Consider the following 19,161-nt stretch of genomic DNA (forward strand, 5'->3'; position numbering starts at 1 on the left):
TTCCCATGACTGCATCCATCGTTACCCTCGGCGGCGAGCGCTGCCGCATCCTGCCGCAGGCCCCGTTCGGCCTGCTGATTGAGCCGGCCCGCAACGCCCAGCCGGTGCAGAGCCTGGCTATCGAGGCGTTGCGCGAGCTGGCCCGCCGCCACGGCGTGCTGATCCTGCGCGGGTTCGAGTCAGGCTTCACCGATGCCGAGCGGCTGACCCGCTACGGCGAGGAGTGGGGCGAAATCATGATGTGGCCCTTTGGCGCCGTGCTGGACGTGAAGGAGCACGAGAACGCTACCGACCACATCTTCGACTCCAGCTATGTGCCGCTGCACTGGGACGGCATGTACAAGCCGACCCTGCCCGAGTTCCAGCTGTTTCACTGCGTGCACGCCCCGGCGGCGGACGAAGGGGGGCGCACCACCTTCATCAATACCCGCCAGCTGCTCACCGAGTTGGACGGTGAGCGGCTGGCCCGCTGGGAGCGGGTGCACATCACCTATCGCATCAAGCAGGTGGTGCACTACGGCGGCCAGGTGAGCTCGCCGCTGCTGGTGCCCCACCCGGTGAGCGGTGAGACGGTGCTGCGCTACAACGAGCCGCCGCGCGAGGGAGTGCGTTTTCTCAACCAGCATGCCCTCGACATCGAGGGGGTGGCGCCGGCCGAGCAGGCCGCCTTCCTGCAGGATCTGCACGAGCGGCTCTATGACCCGCGCTACTTCTATGCCCACCAGTGGCAAGAGGGGGACGTGGTGATCGCCGACAACCTCGGCCTGCTGCACGGCCGCGAGGGGTTCACCGCCCGCTCCGCGCGCCACATCCAGCGGGTCCACATCCAGGCCAGCCCGGTCTGCCTCAACCCGGCGCTGGCGCCGCAAGGGGCGGCGTGATGGCGACCCTGTTGCTGGCGGCCACCGCCACCCCGGGCCACGTCAATCCTATGCTGGCGGCGGCTCGTCTGCTGGTGGCGCAGGGGCATCGGGTACTGATGCTGTGCGGCGCCCTGTTCGAGCAGCGCATCCGCGCAACCGGCGCCGAGTTCGTGCCTTTCGCCCCCGAGGTGGACTTTGACTACCGGGCGCTGGAGCGGCACTTTCCCGAGCGGGCCAGCCTGAGCGGCACCGCCCAGATGGCGCTGGCGCTCAAGCGCTTCTTCGCCGCCCCCATGGCGCAGCATGACAGTCAGCTGCGGGCGCTGATCGCGGCGGAGGGGGTGGATCTGCTGCTGGTGGAGAATGGCTTCTACGGCGCGCTGCCCTTGTTGCAGCAGCCCCATGGCCGGCCGGTGCCGATCCTGATGCTGGGGGTGAACCCTGTCTCTTTCTCGAGTCCGGACGCCATCTTCTACGGCCCGCGCATTCCCCCCGAGCTGCGCCGCTCCCTTGGCGAGCTGCCCTGGCTCGATGAGCCGACCCGGCAACTGCAAAGGGAGGTTCAGCAGCACTTCGATGCCGCCCTGGCCGAGGCGGGTGCGCCGCCGCTGACGGCCCCCTTCACCGACGTGATGGTGACGGCCCCCGATGCCTTTTTGCAGCTCTCCTGTGCCGGCTTTGAATACGAGCGGCCAGAACTCGAGGGGGTGATCCGTTATGTCGGCCCGCTGCTGCCACCCCGGCTTGAGCTGACGCCGCCGCCCTGGTGGGAGAGGCTCGATGAGCGACCGCTGGTCATCGTCAGCCAGGGCACCCTGGCCAACGTGGATCTGGGGCAGTTGCTGCTGCCGGCCATGCAGGGGCTGGCCGGCGACGAGCTGCAACTGCTGCTGACCACCGGCGGGCGGGATCCGGCGCTGCTGGGCGATGCCGTTCCGGCCAATGCCATCGTCACCGACCACGTGCCGTTCGAGCTGGCGCTGCCTCGCGCCGCCGCCCTGGTGACCAATGGCGGCTACGGTTCGGTGCAGTCCGCGCTGGCCCACGGGGTGCCGCTGGTGGTGGCGGGCACCGGAGAGGACAAGGCGGAGGTGGCGACCCGGGTGGCCTGGAGCGGGGCCGGCATCAATCTGCACAGCAACGAGCCGACGGCGGCCATGGTGGCCACGGCGGTGCGCAAGGTGGTGAGTGAGCCGCGCTACCGCGCCCGGGCACGGCTGCTGGCCGAGGATATGGCGGCGCTCGATGGCCGCGCCGCCATCGCCGCGAGCGTGGCGGATCTGCTCGGCGGACAACAGTGATACCGTGATGAAGGGGAGGCCAGGCGGCCTCCCTTTTTGTTCAGCTTCTGCTCAGTTTGTGGCTGCTAGCGTGGCCATCATGACAGCAGGCTGCGCCAGTGACGCCGGATGCGCTTTTTCATGCAAAAAAGAGCGTTTTCGACGTTGAAATTTTGGCCGACTCAGGAAAGAATGCGCGCTCGGTAATCGACCGCGGACGCCACCTTTGCGCCCCGGCGCAACCGAGGATGACACGGCCTTCGGCCAACTTGGTACAGGAAACCACACAGGAATTTTATGAATCCCCTTCGCATTGCCGCTTCGGCTCTTTTATGTACGCTGGCACTGGCCGGCCAGCAGGCTGCCGCCGTTGAATACCAGCTGCCCGCCGCCAACAGCCGCCTGATCGGCGAGAACCAGGAATACGTGGTGCCCGCGGACAACCGTCCGCTGGAGCAGATTGCCTCCGACTTCCAGCTGGGTCTGACCAACATCATGGAAGCCAACCCGGGCGTCGACCCCTACCTGCCCAAGGCTGGCAGCAAGCTGATCATTCCCCATCAGCTGATCCTGCCCAACGCTCCCCGCGAAGGGATCGTCATCAACGTGGCCGAGATGCGCCTCTACTACTACCCGAAAGGCAAGAACGTGGTGCAGGTACTGCCCATCGGCATCGGCCAGCTGGGGGTCAACACCCCGGAGAACTGGATCACCAAGGTTGAGCGCAAGCGTGCCAACCCGACCTGGACCCCGACCGAGAACATCCGTCGCCGCTATGCCGCCCAGGGCAAGACCCTGCCTGCGGTCTGGCCGGCCGGCCCGGACAACCCCATGGGCCTGCATGCGCTCTACATCGGCAATCTGTACGCCATCCACGGCACCAACGCCACCTTCGGCATCGGCCTGCGGGTGAGCAGCGGCTGTGTGCGCCTGCGTGCCGATGACATCAAGTATCTGTTCGACCACGTGCCGGTCGGCACTCGCGTCCAGTTCGTCAACCAGCCGGTCAAGACCACGGTCGAGCCGGATGGCAGCCGCTACATGGAAGTGCACGAGCCGCTGTCACGCACCGAGGCGGAGTTCAACTCCACCGCCTCCGTACCGCTGCCCATGACCCCGGCCACCACCCGTTTCATCGCCCACGCGGAGAGTGACTCCAACGTGGTCAAACAGGTGCTGGAACAGCGTACCGGCATGCCGACCCGTCTCAACCCGCAGGTCTGATGACCCGGGAGACTGGCTCATGCACAACGGCGACCATCAGGTCGCCGTTGTTGTTTCTGGGAGCCGCCGTCATCAGCCGGCCGGCGGGGCATAGAGGGCCAGCCAGTTGCCCTCGGTATCTTCGATGATGACCCGGGAGCCATGGCCGCTGCCGATGCTGTGCAGGGGCTCGAGCACTCGTCCGCCGATCTTGGGCACCAGCTGCTCGGCCTCCTGCAGGCGATCGCCCAGGGCGAGGTAGATGAGGGGGCCCGAGTGCCCAGGCTGGTGGTACTTGTCCATGGGGCCGAGACAGGCCGCCGCGTTGTTGCCGTCGTGGCGCAGCATGGCGAAGCGGATCTCCTCCTGTATCGGCGTGACCGGCACGTCGAGCAGGGCCGAGTAGAAGGCCATGGCGCGCTCCAGATCCCGTGTCGGAATGTCGGCCCAGACCAGGGTATTGTCCATCTTGATGATCTCCTGCATGTGCCGGCCGATGCGACCGGCGGCTCTGTTTCTTGCTGACGGCCTCTCGCGGCAGGTCGTAGACAGCTTCTTAGAGGTTAGGAGTGGCCCATGAGGGGCGCCAGAGCTAAAAAAGCGGCGCCATCAGGCGCCGCTTTCGGGTGGGAATCTGGGGGCTTTTCCCCACGATATACAGTTACTTGCCCGCAATGCTCAGCCCGCCGAAGCGGATGAGCGGCGCGTAGAAGCTCTTGCCATCGTCGTGGTGCAGCAGGTTGCCGACTGCTTCCAGCTCACTCAGCAGGCGATAGAAGTTGCCCGCTACCGTGATGCCGCGTACCGGTGCCACCCGCACGCCGTCCCGGCACAGGAAGCCGGAGGCGCCGAACGAGAAGTCGCCGCTCACCGCATCGGCGCCGGAGTGCAGGCCGTCCAGCTTGACCAGCTCCAGATACTCGCCGGCTTGCGCCTCGGCCTCGCTGTGGGGGCCGAGCCCGAACACCAGGTGGCGCGGGCTGACATCCAGCGCACTGCGGGCGCTGCGGGCCGCCGAACCGTTGCTGGCCACACCGAAGTGGCGGGCGGTGGCGCTGTTGTGCAGCAGGGTCTTGAGCTCCCCTTCGCCGATCAGCAGCAGATCCCGGGTGGGGGCACCCTCGCCATCGAAGGCCTTGATATGCATGCCGCCCGGCATATAGGCCCGGCTCTCCAGGGTGAGCCAGCGGGAAGCCACCGACTGGCCCAGCTTGCCCCGCCAGGGGTTGATCCCCTGCTGGGCCCACTTGCCCGACAGTGCGGCCTGGAAGCAGCCGAACAGGCTGGCCAGGGCATTGGTGTCGAAGATGGCGCTGTAGTGGCCGCTCGGCACCGCGTCTCCCGCCAGCAGGCCGTCGGCCACGGCGTGGATCTGCTGGATGAGGGTCTGGCTGTCCAGCGCATCGAAGCGGCGCTCATACTGCCCCTGGGAGAACATGGACTGACGGCCGTCGCGCTCGATGAGGGCAGAGCTGTAGCAGCCGACGCTGAATGCCTGATGCTGGCAGAGGCTGCCCTGGGTGTTGGCGAGCCACAGCCGGCCTTCTCCCTCGAAGAAGCTGTTGTAAGGGGCGCCGGTCACGTCCGGCAGCGCCAGCATGTCCGACTCGAGGCGCAGGGCCAGGGCAATCTTCTCCTCCACTGGGGTGGTGTCGGGCTGATTGATCTCGGCGCAGTCGGTGGTGAGCCGGCTCTGCTGCACGGCGATGGTCTGATCCGGGTCCACCTTGGCGAAACGGCTGGCGTCGAGCGCATCCTGCACCATGGCGGTCAGCGCCGACTCGTCGAGAGACTCCGAATAGGCGATGCCGACCCGACCCTCTTTTATCAGCCGAATGCCGATCTGCTGGCTGCTGGTCACCTTGTATTCGCTGAGCTCGCCCTTGTCGGCCTTGAGGGAGAAGGCCTTGTCCTGGTTGGCGATGATGTCCGCCTCGGCACCCAGATCGGCGACCTGGTCCAGCAGGCGGGTCAGCAGTTGGTTCATGTCGAGTTGGCTCATCAGGCGTTCCCCCCCACCAGAATATTGTCAACCTTGAGCGGCGGCTGGCCGACCGAGGCAGGAATGGAGCCGGAGACCGAGCCGCACATGCCGGCGGAGAGGGCGAGATCGCGCCCCACCATGGAGATCTCCTTGAGCACCTGCGGGCCGGTGCCGATCAGGGTGGCCGACTTGAGGGGCCGGGTGATCTTGCCGTGTTCGATGAGGTAGGCTTCCTGCACGTTGAAGTTGAACTCGCCGGTGCCGGGTTGCACCGAGCCGCCCCCCATCCGCTTGGCATAGATGCCGTGCTCCACCGTCGCCAGCATGTCGTCCAGGCTGTGATTGCCCGGCTCTATGTAGGTGTTGCGCATGCGCGAGGCCGGTGCGAACTTGTAGGATTCGCGCCGCCCGGAGCCGGTACGGGCGTAGCCGGTGCGAAGGGCCCCCATCCGGTCCACCAGGAAGCCGGTGAGCACGCCATCCTTGATGAGCTGGGTGTGCTGGGTCGCCATTCCCTCGTCATCGATGTTGATGGAGCCCCAGGCGTTGCCCTGCAAGCCTTCATCCACCGCGCTGACCGCCGGATTGGCGATGAGCTGGCCCATCTTGTCATGGAACACCGAGGCCTTCTTGGCCACCGAGGTGGTCTCCAGCAGGTGGCCGCACGCCTCGTGGAAGATGACGCCGCCAAAGCCGCTCTCCATGATGACCGGCAGCTTGCCGCTCGGGCAGGGAGCCGCGCCCAGCTTCACCAGCGCCTGGCGGGTGGCGGTGAGGGCCAGCTCGCGGGGATCGATACTGGCGGCGTGCTCCCAGCCCATCATGGCGCCGGGGGCTTCGTAACCGACGCTCTGCTCGCTGCCAAGGGCGGCGATGGTCTGGGCCATGATGCGGTTGTAGTGGCGGCGATCGCTCACCTGCACCCCTTCGCTGTTGAAGATCTCCACCTCCTGCTCCCAGCCAAGCACGTTGCCGGCAAACTGGCTCACCTTGTCGCTCTCGGCGCGGGCCGCGGCATCCATGGCGTGCAGGTAGGCGATCTTCTGCTCCAGCAGCTTGTCGGCCGACAGGGGCAGGGCGATCGGGTTGCGGTCGGTCAGGCGGGTGAAATCGAAGGCGGTGGCGGTGACCACGGGGTCACGCCTGTCCTTGGCCGCCAGCAGGGTGACGATGCGCAAGAGCTCGTTGCGATCGGCCTGGTTGGTGTAGCCGTAGAGCACCTTGTGGCCGTAGCACAGGCGCACGCCGATGCCGAAATCGAGGCCACCGCTGATGTTTTCTATCTGGCTGGAGAGCAGGCTGAGCTGGCTGCGGCGCTTGCGCTCCACAAACAGCTCGGCGAAGTCGGCACCCAGCGCTAGCGCGTGATCGAGCACGTCGCGGGCGATGGCGGGGGCCAACAGGGAGAATGGGGTCATAGAATGTCCTTTTCTGGTCTGTCCGTTTGCTTCCGACACCCGGCTGTGATTGTTATGGGGTGTCGCTTCCATTGTTGCAGACCAGCATAAAAAAGTCGCTATAGCGTCATGCGATGATACCGATTGAGAAAATCGGTGCGATTTATGCGCCCGGTGGTTCGAAACCTGGGGCGGCAGGTGGGGAAGCGTCGCAGCTGACGTCTGTTCAAGGGGCCTGTCACAAGGCCTTTTTTGACATGCCGTGCGGGAAGCGGGCGATGGCTGGGGGCCATCGCCACTGCTGTCAGAAAACCCGGCGTCACAGCAGTTCGTGGATCTCGCTCAAAATCTGGTCGACCCACTGTTCGATGCGCGATTCGGTCTGGTCGTACTGATTGGCGTCGTCGAGGGCCAGGCCAACGAAGTGACGACCATCATCGATGAGCGCCTTGGAGGCGTCGAACTCGTACCCCTCGTTGGGCCAGTAGCCTACCAGCTTGACCCTCTTGGGCACCAGCTGATCGTGCAGCATGCCGAGGGCATCCTGGAACCATTCGCCATAGCCAAGCTGATCGCCGAGGCCAAACAGGGCGATGATGCGCCCCTCCAGATGCAGGTCGGCAATGTCTTCCCAGCGGGATTCCCAGTCTTCCTGCAGCTCGCCGAAGTCCCAGGTGGAGATGCCCAGGATCAGGATGTCGTACTCCTGCATGCGGATGAGGGGCACGTCCTTGATATTGTGGAGATCGACCAGCTCCGGGCCAATGAGGGTGCGGATCTTCTCGGCGGCCATCTCGGTGTAGCAGGTGGTAGAGCCGTAAAACAAACCAATCTTCATCGCTCTTCTCTTGATCGCAGTAGGCAAGGGGCGTGACCGGCACAGCGGCGCCCGGGGTGGGCGCCAGTCTAGCAGATTGCCCGGCGCGCTTCACTTCTTGCCGGGCCATGGACAAGCCTGCCTTGCGGGCCGGGTGGGTCGACACGTTACAATGGAAGCCTGTTTCCCTGAGCGCGGCGTACCATGAGCAAAGCTGAATCCCATCCCCTGATCGAGCCGTTTCTCGACGCCCTCTGGCTGGAGCGGGGCCTTTCCGACAACACGGTCAGCTCCTATCGCACCGATCTGGAAAAATTCTCCCTCTGGCTCGATGAGCAGGGGGGCTCCCTGCTGCTGGCCGGGCTGGACGACATCCAGCACTACCTCGCCTGGCGGGTGGATCACCAGTTCGCGGCCAGCAGCACGGCCCGCTTCTTGTCGGCCCTGCGCCGCTTCTACCAGTATCTCAACCGTGAGAAGCTGCGCAGCGACGATCCCACCGTGCTGCTGGAGGGGCCCAAACTGCCCAAGAAGCTGCCATCGGATCTCAGCGAAGCCGAGGTGGAGGCGCTGCTGCAAGCGCCGCTGGTGGATGACCCGCTGGAGCTGCGCGACAAGGCGATGCTCGAGCTGCTCTACGCCACCGGACTGCGGGTCTCCGAGCTGGTGGGGCTGACCGCCGAGCATGTCAGCCTGCGCCAGGGGCTGGTGCGGGTGGTGGGCAAGGGCAACAAGGAGCGGCTGGTTCCCATGGGGGAGGAGGCGGTGCACTGGCTGGAGCGTTATTACCGTGAGGGGCGCGGCCTGCTGCTGGGGGGCACCAGCTCGGATGTGGTGTTCCCCTCCAAGCGGGCCCAGATGATGACCCGCCAGACCTTCTGGCACCGCATCAAGCTCTATGCCCTGCGGGCCGGCATCAGCGGGGAGCTATCTCCCCACACCCTGCGCCACGCCTTCGCCACCCACCTGCTCAACCACGGCGCCGACCTGCGAGTGGTGCAGATGCTGCTGGGCCACGCGGATCTCTCCACCACCCAGATCTACACCCACGTGGCCAACGAGCGGCTCAAGGCGCTGCACGGCCAGCACCACCCGCGCGCCTAGGCCAGACAGAGGCGATCTTTCCCCTCCTGCTTGGCGCGATAGAGGGCGGCATCCGCCCGGGCCAGCACCTCGGCGGGCGGGGCATCCAGCGCCTCGGCCAGCCCGCCGCTGAAGGTGACGGTCAAGCTTGGTTCGCGCCAGTTCTGCGTGGCCATGGCGCGGCGCCACTGATCCATCTGCTGCTGTGCCTCCTTAAGTCGCCCCTGTTCGAAGATGGCGACCAGCTCCTCGCCGCCAAAGCGGCAGAGGGTGGCCTTGCCCTCCAGCAGCTTGCTGCCCAGGGAGGCGGTGCGTCTGAGCACGCTGTCGCCGGCGGGGTGGCCATGGCGGTCGTTGATCTGCTTGAAGTTGTCGATGTCGATGATGGCCAGCACATAGGGGCTATGTTGCTGGTGCAGCTCGCTCAGCAGGGTGTCCATGTAGCGGCGGTTGTAGAGCCCGGTCAGGGCATCGCGCTGGGCCTTCTCGCTCTCCGCCTGCATCTGGTCCGAAATCAGGGTGATCTCGTCCTCCAGCTCCTCGATGCCCGGAATGCGGGGGATGATGAGAGGCTGTCCCGGCGGGGTGACCCGCAGCTGGCGCACCACCTGCACCAGCATGCCGATGGTGTTCTCCAGCCGCTGATGGAAGATGACGGCCACCAGGATGAACATGACCAGCGACAGCAACAGCCCCATCATCATGTTGGGCAGCAGCTCCCTGATGACGAAGGAGTTGCTGAAGGGGTAGATGATGATGACCTGCCAGCCGGGGTTGTTGGCCAGGGTGTAGTAGGCGATGAGTTCGTCATCCTGGCTCTGGATCGCGCCATTTTTCCCCTGGAGCCTGGATAACCAGGGCTCGTCGAGCGGGGTGGCGTTCAGCAGCGGGTTGCTGTGCGCCACGATGCGCTGATACCTGCGATCGTAGAGCTGGTAGGTCATCTGCTTGCCGCCCTGCAGCATGCGCCCGATCCGGTCCGAGACTCGCGACAGCTCGACGTCCAGACCAATCACGGCCACTATCTTGCCGCTGTGGTTCAAGACCGCCCGCGACAGGGTCACCACCGGGATGTGCTGGACGGTGTCGAGATAGGGGGCACTCCAGATATTGATCCCCGGCGTATGGATAGCCTCCAGATACCATGCTTGTTTGGCCATTGCCTGGGGGGAAGGGGGGAGCTGGTGGTTGAAGTTGACCAGGGTATTGTCCCGCTGCACATAGTAGAGCCCCTTCAGCAGGCTGCCCGAGCGGCTGAGCTGCTGCCACACCGAGTAGTGCCGCGCCCGCATTTCCGGCGGGAGCACGCCGTCATGGTTGGCGAGATCCACCGCCAGAATATTGAGTTGCTCTTCGACCGAGCTCAGCGCGTTGTCCCATTGCTGGGCCGTACTGCTGCTGAAAAATTCCATGCGCTCGCGTACTACGTTCTGTTGTTTGATGAAAAACAGATAGAGGTTGCTGGCTGTCATCAATAGCAGGGGCAGGGAGAGCAACAGCAAATAGCGCAGAATGAAACCATGTTTCGCTCTGGTCTTCACTGTCGGGGATGTCATGGCGATGATTCCTGTAGGTTTACATTCATTCAAGCATGATGTGCGTGGGATGGGGGCGGATGCAGATCAAGGTCTGGGTGATGCCAAGTGTAAAGTGTTCCGTTGCTGATGTAGCTAAAAAACCGCCCGAAGGCGGTTTTTTTCCAGTACACGACAGGAGCTGGCGCTTATTTTCCCTGTTGGGATTTGAGCAGATCGCGGATCTCGGTCAGCAGCTCCTGATCCTTGGTGGGGCCGGCCGGTGCCGCGGCTTCCTCTTCCTGCTTCTTCTTCAGGGTGTTGATGGCCTTGAGCCCCATGAAGATGGCGAAGGAGATGATCAGGAAGTCGATGATGGTCTGGATGAACTTGCCGTAGGCGATGACCACGGCCGGCGCACTGCCCTCGGCGGCCTTCAGGGTCACGGCGAGGTCGCTGAAGTCCACGCCCCCCAGGATCAGGCCGATGGGCGGCATGATCACGTCACCGACGAAGGAGGAGACGATCTTGCCGAAGGCGGCCCCGATGATGATACCGACCGCCATGTCGATGACGTTGCCTCTGGATGCAAAGGCCTTGAACTCTTGAATCAGACTCATTTTCCCCTCCAAAAATGGGCTAGCAGCGGCCTGGGCCGCCCTGGTGTTTGAATAATAAAGCATCAGGAAAACAGAGGATGACCGTCGTGTTTCCTGTCGTCCCGGTTAGCTTGCTGGGGCTTTGCCCGATTGGCAACCTGTCAGATCGGGATTTTTTTGCGACTCTTCTATTAATCAATCAGTAATCAAGCAGTTGAGGCGAGCATATTTGCTGAGTAACCTTGTGAGTCCATTCGTTCATGCCAAGTGAGTAAAAAAGTGCACTATTTACTGCTGGGAATGATGCTGCTGGGCTCTTTTGCCGTCAGCGCGGGGATGGATCCCCAACTGTTGAAACAGACCATAGAGCGGCGGCTCGGGGTGCAGGTCTATCTGGTGGACGAGACCCCGGTCTCCGGCCTCTATCTGCTGGGCACGGCGCAGGGGCCCCTCTATACCGATGCCAGGGGCGACCATGTGCTGCTGGGCACCATGCTGGACCTGGCCCACGACATGAAGAACCTCACCATGCTGGGCCAGCGTCAACAGCGGCAGCTAGCCCTGGCCCAGATCGGCGAGCGGCGGATGCAGCTCAAGGCCGTGCCCGAGCGCCACCGCCTCACCCTGTTTACCGATCTCGCCTGCCGCGGCTGTCGCACCACCCTGGATGAGCTGCCCGCCTTGCAGGCGAGGGGGGTGAGTGTGCAACTGCTGCCGGTGCTCGGCCCCTTTGCCGAACTGGCCGAGGCGCAGGCGCGCTGGTGCGATCCCGGGCTGCTTCGTGAACTCGAACTCAGTGATCGTTTGCCTGAGAGCGGCTGTAATGAGATCCTTGCCCATCATATCGGCCTGAGCCAGTGGCTCGGGATCAAGGCGCTGCCGAGCTGGGTCCTGCCAAATGGCGACCTGCTGCGCGGTTATCAGAGCCCTGAACAACTGCTCAAGATACTGGATCACATCGATGCCCCTGCTAATCCGTCGTCGTCCGCGCGTGGATGATTCCCATCTGCCCGCCACCCTTCATCCCTTGCTGCGGCAAATCTTCGCCAGCCGTGGAGTCGAAGATCCTGCCCTGCTGGAGCGCAGCGCCAATCAGCTGCTGCCACCCCAGCGCCTGTTCGGCATGGCGCAGGCAGTGCCCCTGCTGGCCGAGGCGCTGACGGCGCAAAAGCGCATTCTCATCGTCGGCGACTTCGATTGTGACGGTGCCACCAGCTCGGCCCTGTGCGTGCTGGCCTTGCGCGCCATGGGCGGCCGCCACATCGACTTTCTGGTGCCCAACCGCTTCGAGTTCGGGTATGGCCTCACCCCCGAGATCGTCGAGCTGGCGGTGGTCCGCGGCGCCGAATTCCTCATCACGGTGGACAACGGCATCTCCAGCCTTGCCGGGGTGGCGGCAGCCAAGGCGGCCGGCATGCAGGTACTGGTTACCGATCACCATTTGCCGGGCCAGGAGCTGCCTGACGCCGACGCGATAGTGAACCCCAACCAGCATGGCTGCGACTTCCCCTCCAAGTCGCTGGCCGGAGTCGGGGTTGCCTTCTATCTGATGGCGGCCCTCAACACCCACCTGCGCCAGAGCGGCTGGTATGAGCGCCAGGGGCTGCGCGCCCCCAACGTGGCGGACTACCTGGATCTGGTGGCCCTCGGCACCGTGGCCGACGTGGTGGCGCTCGATGGCAACAACCGCATCCTGGTCCATCAGGGCCTGCAGCGGATCCGGGCCGGTCGCTGCCGCCCCGGCATCCAGGCGCTGGTGGATGTGTCGGGCCGCGACGGTCGTCGCCTGTGCGCCGCCGATCTCGGCTTTGCGCTGGGGCCGCGCCTCAACGCGGTGGGCCGGCTCGACGACATGTCCCTCGGGGTCGCCTGTCTGCTGAGCGAGGACCTCAACCTGGCGCGCCAGCTCGCCTCCGAAATGGACAGCCTCAACCAGGAGCGCAAGGAGATCGAGCAGGGGATGCAGCAGGAGGCGCTGGCCACCCTGGAGCAGATCCGGTTTCGTGATGGCGAGGTGCCCTCCGGTATCGTGCTGCACCGGGACGAGTGGCATCAGGGAGTGGTGGGGCTGGTGGCCTCCAAGGTGAAGGAGAAGTACTACCGCCCGGTCATCGCGTTTGCCGAGAGCAGCGAGACCGAGCTCAAGGGCTCCGGGCGCTCCATCCCTGGGGTGCACCTGCGCGATGCGCTGGAACTGCTCGATACCCGTCACCCCGGCCTGATGGGCAAGTTTGGCGGCCACGCCATGGCGGCGGGGCTGACCCTGCCCAAGGCCAATATCGAGGCCTTTGGCCGGGCCTTTGAGGCGGTCATCGGCGAGCTGGTGACGCCTGAGCTCTTGACCGGGGTGCTGCTCACCGACGGCGAACTGCTGCCGGACGAGCTCACCCTCGAGCTGGCGGAGCTGATCCGCGCCTCCGGCCCCTGGGGTCAGGCCTTCCCCGAACCATTGTTCGACGGCGAGTTCGTGCTGGTGCAGCAGCGGCTGGTGGGGGAGAAGCACCTCAAGATGATGCTGACCACGGATTCCGGCCACGCGGTGGATGCCATCGCCTTCGGGGTCGACTTGCAGCGCTGGCCCGATGCCTCGGTCAAACGGGTGCGGCTGGTCTATCGGCTCGACGTCAACGAGTGGCGCGGCAACCGCAGCGTGCAACTGCTGGTGGAGCATCTGGAAGCCGCCGGCCTCTGATCCGTGAGTCTCTCTTGCTGCCGATGACGGCCACCTCAGGGTGGCCGTTTTTTTATGGTATGAACCCGGATTTTGCCGTTGACCCGTCTATTGCTTCACGGTTTAAGCTTCCCTTCATCGGGTCATGGACCCCACTGCGAGTCGCTGTCATGAAAATATCCGAACTGGCCAGGCGCTGCGGCCTGGCCCGCTCCACCCTGCTCTATTACGAAAAGCTGGGGGTGATTGCGGGAACGAGGGGCGCCAACGGTTATCGCCACTACGACGATGAAGATCTGCAGCGGTTGCGGATGGTACAGGCCCTGCAGGCCGGCGGGCTCAGCCTCAAGCAGTGCCTCGCCTGTCTGGCGGGCGAGCTGGAGCAGGCAACGCTGCAGACCCGGGTCAGGGAGCTGGATGAGGAGCTGGCGCGGATGCAACGTGCCCGGGATCTGCTGGCGGATCTCGCCGGTTTGCGTGCGCACTCCGGCGACGAGTTCAAGGCCTGGCAGCGGCAACTGCAGCATCAAGCCCCGCAGGCCTACTTCGACTGGGTGATGAAGCAGGGATTCAGTGAAAAGGAGCGCTACCACTTGCAGTGGCTGAGCAAAGACATGAACGAGCATGATCGCTACATCCAGGATTTTAAACAGTTGCTGGATGGCATGAGCTATTGGGGACCGGGAGATCGCACCTTCACCCAGCAGCAGTTTGCCGCGCTGTCCATGGCGCCTCGCCGGATCCTCGACATGGGCTGCGGGCGCGGCGCCGCCACAATGGCGCTGGCACAGGTGACGGATGCCGCCATCGTGGCCATTGATCTCGACGAGGAGGCGCTGGCCGCCGTGGCCAGATCGGCCAGCGCGGCTGGTTTTGAGCAGGTCACCACCCTGTGCGCCAACATGGCGGCGCTACCGGCAGAGCTGGCCCCCGCCGACCTTATCTGGGCCGAAGGGAGCGCCTACACCATAGGGGTGGCCAATGCGCTCAAAGCCTGGCGGGCGCACCTTGCCGGCCCTGATGCCTGCATCGTGCTGAGCGACCTGGTGTGGCTGACGGACACGCCGCCAGAGGAGGCGCTGGCGTTCTGGCAGCGGGATTATACTGCCATGCAGACCCTGGCTGGCCTGCTCAAGACGGTGCAGGAGGCGGGGTATCGCTGCCTGTGGCACACCGAGTTACCGCAAAGGGCCTGGCACAACTATCTGGATCCCATCGAACGCAATCTGGCGCGCCATCGCGCCGAGCTGGGGGATAGCCCAGCATGGCAGGATCTGAGCCGGGAAGTGGCCATCCACCGCCAATACCTGGGCAGCTATGGCTATGTGATCTGCTGCCTGCAGGCAGTCTGATCAGAACATTCATTGAAAGAGAGCAAACGGAGAAACCCTTGTGAACATCCTCATTCGACCCGAAACGGGCGCCGATCACGACGCCATTGAAGCGGTGACCGTGGCCGCATTCCTCAAGGCCCCCCATACCGATCACAACGAGCAGCTGATCGTGCGCGCATTGCGCCAGGCCGGGGCACTCAGTCTGTCGCTGGTGGCGGAGCAGGAGGGGCGAGTGGTCGGCCACCTCTGCTTCTCGCCGGTGACCATCAGCGATGGCAGCCCGCACTGGTATGGCCTTGGCCCCATTTCCGTCTCCCCCGAGCTGCACGGCAAGGGACTGGGTTCACGGCTGATGGAGGCGGGTCTGGCCGAGCTCAAGGGGATGGGGGCGGCAGGTTGCGTGGTGCTGGGGGATCCCGGCTTCTACGGCCGTTTCGGCTTCGTGTCCGAGCCGGGGTTGACGCTGCCCGGCGTGCCGGCCGAGTACTTCATGGCCCGCTCGTTCGGCGCCGCCATGCCCAGTGGTGAAGTGCGCTACCATCAGGCCTTTGAGCAGGGGTGAGTCCTCACCATGAGAGCAGGCGTCATGGCGCTTGCTCTCATGGTGGTTTTTAATTGCTGGATTTTTTGATAATCAGGGTTTTTAGCATCGATTAAAGCTGATTTCCCATATGGTAAATTCAATAAATCGAGGAATTGTGATAAATTCGCCCTTCTTGTTCCTCTTTGTTTGAACCGGATGCATCCCTTGTTGCCCCCTGGCCGACTGTCGACCTGGTCGATGGCCCTCGCCATCGCCTGCCTTCTCTGGCTTGCCGCCTCTGGCGCGGCAGGGGTCGTTGCAACCCCGGGGCCGGCAACGGGAGGGCAGGAGGGCTCGATGCAGCTGCACGAGCCGGCCCAGCGGGGGCTGCTCGACAGCGTCAGCCTGCCGCCTGCCTCCCAGTGGCGCCTCGGCTTCGAGCAGGGGCGGCGACTGGAAGGGGCCGCTCATGCCGAGCTCTACCAGATGCTGCTGGCCTGGTTCCAGCACGAGATCCTCGGCCTGCTCTGTGGCCTGCTGTTCTTCCTGCCCCTCATCTACCTCAGGCAGCTGGCCGACCACTTCGGCTATCTGCATCGGCGGCTGCGATGCTGCCACCATCTGCAATTTCGGTTCTGTCACAGCGACTAGAGGCCGGCTGTATGCCGTGCGCCCGTTCGATCCGATCCTGATCCCTGCCACAGAGTACTGCCTGCGGGCCAGGCTCCGATCCGGCGCCTCTTGCTCCGCCTTCGTGCCCGCTTGCGCGCAGGGAGGCGGCTCCCGTTCGTACCCGTTGTGAGCCGACCCGATGGACTATTACGTAAACCTCTTCATTCAATCGATCTTTGTCGAAAACCTGGCGCTGGCCTTCTTCCTTGGCATGTGCACCTTCCTGGCCGTTTCCAAGAACATCAACACCGCCTTCGGCCTTGGCCTGACGGTGCTGGTGGTCATGGTGATCGCCATCCCCCTCAACAACCTGATCTACCGCCATATCCTGCGCCCGGAGAGCACCTTTCTCGGCGAGTTTGATCTGAGCTTTCTCGATTTCATCGTCTACATCGGGGTGCTGGCGGCGCTGGTGCAGGTGATGGAGATGGTGCTGGACAAGCACTTTCCGGTGCTCCATCACGCGCTCGGCATCTATCTGCCGCTGCTGACGGTGCACTGCGCCATCTTCGGCGGGGTGATGTTCATGGCGCAGCGGGACTACGACTTCATCGAATCCGTGGTGTATGGAGCGGGCTCAGGCCTGGGCTGGCTGCTGGCCATCGTCGCCATCGCCGGCCTGCGCCAGAAGATGAAATATGCGGATGTGCCAGAGGGGTTGAGGGGGATTGGCATCACCTTCATCGTGGCCGGGTTGATGTCGCTCGGCTTCATGTCCTTCTCCGGCATGTCGTTCTAGCCGGGTCGAAAACAACAACGGCCACCCTGGTGGCCGTTGTTGTCTGCCTCAGCCCTCCGCCAGCATGGCGAGCAGTCGGTCACGCACCAGCGGCAGGGTCAGAAAGCCGTCCCGGTCGAGGAAGTGGCCGCCATGCTCCAGGCTGTAGAGCGGCGCAGCCAGGCGCTCGCTCAGGTGCTGGCTGTAGGGATAGGGCACGATGGCATCATCCCGGGAGGCGACCACCACCCGGCGGGGGGCCAGCGCCATGATGCGGGCCGGGTCATAGTCCGGGGTCATGAAGGGATCCAGCTCCGGCAGGGTGTGCAGCGGCTGATCGAAACCGGAGACCAGCAGGATCCCCCCCACCTGGCTGCCGGCGGGCAGCCGGTCGAGCTGGCGCAGTATGGTGATGCAGCCGAGGCTGTGGCCGAGCAGGAAGGTGCGCTCGTCGTGATCCTGCACCAGGCTGTCCATGGCCGCGTCCCAGGTGGCGGGTTTTGGGTGGTGGGGGTCAGGCATGGCCAGCACCTCGACCCGGACATCCCGGGCCTCGAGCTCGGCCTTGAGCCAGGGAAACCAGTGAGCGTCGGGGGAGGCGGTATAACCGTGCACGATGAAGAGGCGGGTTTGAGACATGGTATATCCTGGGCGGTTGACGATAACGGCGGCCACATCATAACAGCGACCAAGGCCCCTCGACATGCCCGTTTCGGGGGCGCCGACCAGCAGGATGTGCTTTGCGACCTGCATAAAAAAGAGCGCCATAAGGCGCTCTTTTGCTGTCGGCGGGCAGAGGCTTATTTGACCTCTTCCCCCTTGGCCTGCAGATCCGCGTGGTAGGAGGATCGCACGAAGGGGCCGCAGGCGGCGTGGCTGAAGCCGAGCTCCATGGCCACGTCCTTGAGCTCGTCGAACTCTGCGGGCGGCACGTAGCGCTTCACCGGCAGGTGGTGGCGGCTCGGCTGCAGGTACTGGCCCAGGGTCAGCATGTTGACGCCGTGCTCGCGCAGGTCCTTGAGCACCTGGACTATCTCTTCATTGGTTTCGCCCAGACCCATCATGACGCCGGATTTGGTCGGCACATGGGGGTGCATCTCCTTGATGCGGCGCAGCAGCTCCAGGGACCACTTGTAGTCGGCACCCGGGCGGGCGACCCGGTACATGCGCGGGGCGGTTTCCAGGTTGTGGTTGAAGACGTCAGGCGGGGTCTCGCGGAACACCTCGAGGGCCTGCTCCATCCGGCCGCGGAAGTCCGGGGTCAGGATCTCGATGCGGGTCTGCGGGCTGTGCTCGCGGATCTGCTTGATGCAGTCGGCGAAGTGCTGGGCACCGCCGTCGCGTAGATCGTCGCGGTCCACCGAGGTGATCACCACGTATTTCAGCCCCATCTCCTTGATGGTCAGTGCCAGCTTCTTCGGCTCTTCCGGGTCGAGTGCCAGCGGGCGGCCGTGGGCCACGTCGCAGAAGGGGCAGCGACGGGTGCAGATTGCGCCCATGATCATGAAGGTGGCGGTGCCGTGGTTGAAGCACTCCGCCAGGTTGGGGCAGGAGGCCTCTTCACACACCGAGTGCAGCTTGTTCTTGCGCAGGGTGCTCTTGATGTGCTCGATCTTCTGGCTCGACGGTGGCAGCTTGATCCGCATCCAGTCAGGCTTGCGCAGCACTTCCTCGTTGGGATCCGGCATGAATTTCACCGGGATCAGGGCCATCTTGTCGCCATCGCGCAGCTTGACGCCCGGCTCCATACGAACGGGTTTGCTCATGATTCACTCTCGGTGTTTGTTATTGTTTGATAACCAATCAGGCGGGCCAGTTCGGCCACCAGGATGGATTGCGCCTCGGCCACGCTCTGCGGGCCGCCCAGGGCGCTGGTCTGGGTCATGGCCATGCCCGCATAGCCGCACGGGTTGATGCGCAGGAAGGGGGTCATGTCCATGTTGATGTTGAGGGCCAGCCCGTGGAACGAGCACCCCTTGCGAATGCGCAGGCCAAGGGAGGCCAGTTTGGCCTCCATGCCGAGCTCGTTCTTAACGTAGACCCCGGGGGCATCGGCCTTGGCATAGGCGCTGATGTCGCTGTTGGCCAGGGTGTTGATGATGGCGGTCTCCAGGCAGGTCACCAGCTCGCGTACCGTCAGCTTGCTGCGGCGCACGTCCACCAGCACGTAGAGCACCAGCTGGCCCGGGCCGTGATAGGTCACCTGACCGCCACGATCGCTCTGCACCACCGGGATGTCGCCGGGGGCGAGCAGGTGTTCGGCCTTGCCGGCTTGCCCCTGGGTGTAGACGGGGTCATGCTCCACCACCCAGAACTCGTCCGGGGTGTCGGGAGTGCGGCTGTCGGTGAAGGCCTTCATGGCATCCCATACCGGCTGGTAGGGACGACGGCCCAGCTGTCTCACCAGCAGCTGGCTGGCGGACTGTGATGACTCGGCGGGAGTTTGGGGTGACATCTTTCCTCACTGACAGGCGCTTGGGTCGGCCGGCACGGCGCTGGTCGC

Annotated in this window: 19 protein-coding genes; 10 read left to right on the forward strand and 9 right to left on the reverse strand. The window is 64.4% G+C overall.

What is annotated here, in order from left to right:
• The first annotated feature begins 5 nt into the window (after positions 1–5).
• The 3 genes from AB5Y94_RS01460 (at position 6) to AB5Y94_RS01470 (ending at position 3,367) form a co-directional block, all read left to right on the forward strand.
• The gene (locus AB5Y94_RS01460) at positions 6–881 is read left to right on the forward strand and encodes a TauD/TfdA dioxygenase family protein (protein ID WP_368204550.1); all 876 of its coding nucleotides are present in this window, start codon (positions 6–8) and stop codon (positions 879–881) included.
• The gene (locus tag AB5Y94_RS01465) at positions 881–2,164 is read left to right on the forward strand and encodes a glycosyltransferase (protein WP_368204552.1); all 1,284 of its coding nucleotides are present in this window, start codon (positions 881–883) and stop codon (positions 2,162–2,164) included. Before AB5Y94_RS01460 ends, AB5Y94_RS01465 begins: the two co-directional genes overlap by 1 nt.
• 276 nt (positions 2,165–2,440) lie before the next feature.
• A complete protein-coding gene (locus AB5Y94_RS01470; RefSeq protein WP_005298188.1) occupies positions 2,441–3,367 on the forward strand; it encodes a L,D-transpeptidase family protein in 927 nt (308 codons plus the stop codon).
• Positions 3,368–3,439: 72 nt separating this feature from the next.
• On the opposite strand, the gene AB5Y94_RS01475 is transcribed toward AB5Y94_RS01470, so the two are convergent.
• The 4 genes from AB5Y94_RS01475 to fldB all read right to left on the reverse strand — a co-directional run bounded on the left by AB5Y94_RS01475 (position 3,440) and on the right by fldB (position 7,565).
• The gene (locus tag AB5Y94_RS01475) at positions 3,440–3,832 is read right to left on the reverse strand and encodes a VOC family protein (RefSeq protein WP_242762608.1); all 393 of its coding nucleotides are present in this window, start codon (positions 3,830–3,832) and stop codon (positions 3,440–3,442) included.
• 175 nt (positions 3,833–4,007) lie between these two features.
• Positions 4,008–5,348 carry a TldD/PmbA family protein gene (locus AB5Y94_RS01480; protein ID WP_368204553.1) on the reverse strand — a complete coding sequence of 447 codons (1,341 nt, stop codon included), beginning with the start codon at positions 5,346–5,348 and terminating at the stop codon, positions 4,008–4,010.
• A complete protein-coding gene (locus AB5Y94_RS01485) occupies positions 5,348–6,748 on the reverse strand; it encodes a TldD/PmbA family protein (RefSeq protein ID WP_368204554.1) in 1,401 nt (466 codons plus the stop codon). The genes AB5Y94_RS01480 and AB5Y94_RS01485 overlap by 1 nt, the downstream gene beginning before the upstream one ends.
• Positions 6,749–7,046: 298 nt before the next feature.
• Positions 7,047–7,565, reverse strand: a complete 519-nt coding sequence (fldB, locus tag AB5Y94_RS01490; RefSeq protein ID WP_368204556.1) for a flavodoxin FldB — start codon at positions 7,563–7,565, stop codon at positions 7,047–7,049.
• 183 nt (positions 7,566–7,748) lie between these two features.
• Between fldB and xerD the strand changes: the two genes are divergently transcribed.
• Positions 7,749–8,648 carry a site-specific tyrosine recombinase XerD gene (gene xerD, locus AB5Y94_RS01495; protein WP_017788436.1) on the forward strand — a complete coding sequence of 300 codons (900 nt, stop codon included), beginning with the start codon at positions 7,749–7,751 and terminating at the stop codon, positions 8,646–8,648.
• Here the strand turns inward: xerD and AB5Y94_RS01500 are convergent.
• Positions 8,645–10,183 carry a diguanylate cyclase gene (locus AB5Y94_RS01500; RefSeq protein ID WP_368204558.1) on the reverse strand — a complete coding sequence of 513 codons (1,539 nt, stop codon included), beginning with the start codon at positions 10,181–10,183 and terminating at the stop codon, positions 8,645–8,647. The genes xerD and AB5Y94_RS01500 overlap by 4 nt on opposite strands.
• Positions 10,184–10,350: 167 nt before the next feature.
• Positions 10,351–10,761 (reverse strand): large-conductance mechanosensitive channel protein MscL, encoded by a 411-nt coding sequence (mscL, locus tag AB5Y94_RS01505; protein ID WP_005298202.1) that lies wholly within the window; start codon positions 10,759–10,761, stop codon positions 10,351–10,353.
• Between the two features lie 258 nt (positions 10,762–11,019).
• Between mscL and AB5Y94_RS01510 the strand changes: the two genes are divergently transcribed.
• From AB5Y94_RS01510 to nqrE, 6 genes are all read left to right on the forward strand, one after another.
• Positions 11,020–11,739, forward strand: coding sequence for a disulfide isomerase DsbC N-terminal domain-containing protein (locus tag AB5Y94_RS01510; RefSeq protein ID WP_368204560.1), 720 nt, complete (start codon positions 11,020–11,022; stop codon positions 11,737–11,739).
• On the forward strand, positions 11,702–13,432 hold the full coding sequence (gene recJ / locus AB5Y94_RS01515) for a single-stranded-DNA-specific exonuclease RecJ (RefSeq protein WP_368204561.1): 1,731 nt from the start codon (positions 11,702–11,704) through the stop codon (positions 13,430–13,432). Before AB5Y94_RS01510 ends, recJ begins: the two co-directional genes overlap by 38 nt.
• 149 nt (positions 13,433–13,581) lie before the next feature.
• The gene (locus AB5Y94_RS01520) at positions 13,582–14,763 is read left to right on the forward strand and encodes a MerR family transcriptional regulator (protein ID WP_368204563.1); all 1,182 of its coding nucleotides are present in this window, start codon (positions 13,582–13,584) and stop codon (positions 14,761–14,763) included.
• A gap of 40 nt (positions 14,764–14,803) precedes the next feature.
• The gene (locus AB5Y94_RS01525) at positions 14,804–15,307 is read left to right on the forward strand and encodes a GNAT family N-acetyltransferase (protein WP_017788440.1); all 504 of its coding nucleotides are present in this window, start codon (positions 14,804–14,806) and stop codon (positions 15,305–15,307) included.
• A 318-nt stretch (positions 15,308–15,625) separates the two neighbouring features.
• Positions 15,626–15,919, forward strand: a complete 294-nt coding sequence (locus AB5Y94_RS01530; protein WP_010633143.1) for a hypothetical protein — start codon at positions 15,626–15,628, stop codon at positions 15,917–15,919.
• A gap of 160 nt (positions 15,920–16,079) precedes the next feature.
• On the forward strand, positions 16,080–16,679 hold the full coding sequence (gene nqrE / locus AB5Y94_RS01535) for an NADH:ubiquinone reductase (Na(+)-transporting) subunit E (RefSeq protein WP_368204564.1): 600 nt from the start codon (positions 16,080–16,082) through the stop codon (positions 16,677–16,679).
• Positions 16,680–16,727: 48 nt separating this feature from the next.
• On the opposite strand, the gene AB5Y94_RS01540 is transcribed toward nqrE, so the two are convergent.
• The 3 genes from AB5Y94_RS01540 to lipB all read right to left on the reverse strand — a co-directional run bounded on the left by AB5Y94_RS01540 (position 16,728) and on the right by lipB (position 19,113).
• Positions 16,728–17,297 (reverse strand): alpha/beta hydrolase, encoded by a 570-nt coding sequence (locus AB5Y94_RS01540; RefSeq protein WP_139431945.1) that lies wholly within the window; start codon positions 17,295–17,297, stop codon positions 16,728–16,730.
• 161 nt (positions 17,298–17,458) lie between these two features.
• Positions 17,459–18,424 (reverse strand): lipoyl synthase, encoded by a 966-nt coding sequence (lipA, locus tag AB5Y94_RS01545; protein WP_005298218.1) that lies wholly within the window; start codon positions 18,422–18,424, stop codon positions 17,459–17,461.
• Complete coding sequence (gene lipB / locus AB5Y94_RS01550) at positions 18,421–19,113, reverse strand: lipoyl(octanoyl) transferase LipB (protein WP_005298220.1); 693 nt, start codon at positions 19,111–19,113, stop codon at positions 18,421–18,423. The genes lipA and lipB overlap by 4 nt, the downstream gene beginning before the upstream one ends.
• Positions 19,114–19,161 lie beyond the last annotated feature (48 nt).

Source organism: Aeromonas sp. s5, assembly GCF_040907865.1.
GTDB classification, from domain to species: Bacteria; Pseudomonadota; Gammaproteobacteria; order Enterobacterales; family Aeromonadaceae; genus Aeromonas; species Aeromonas dhakensis.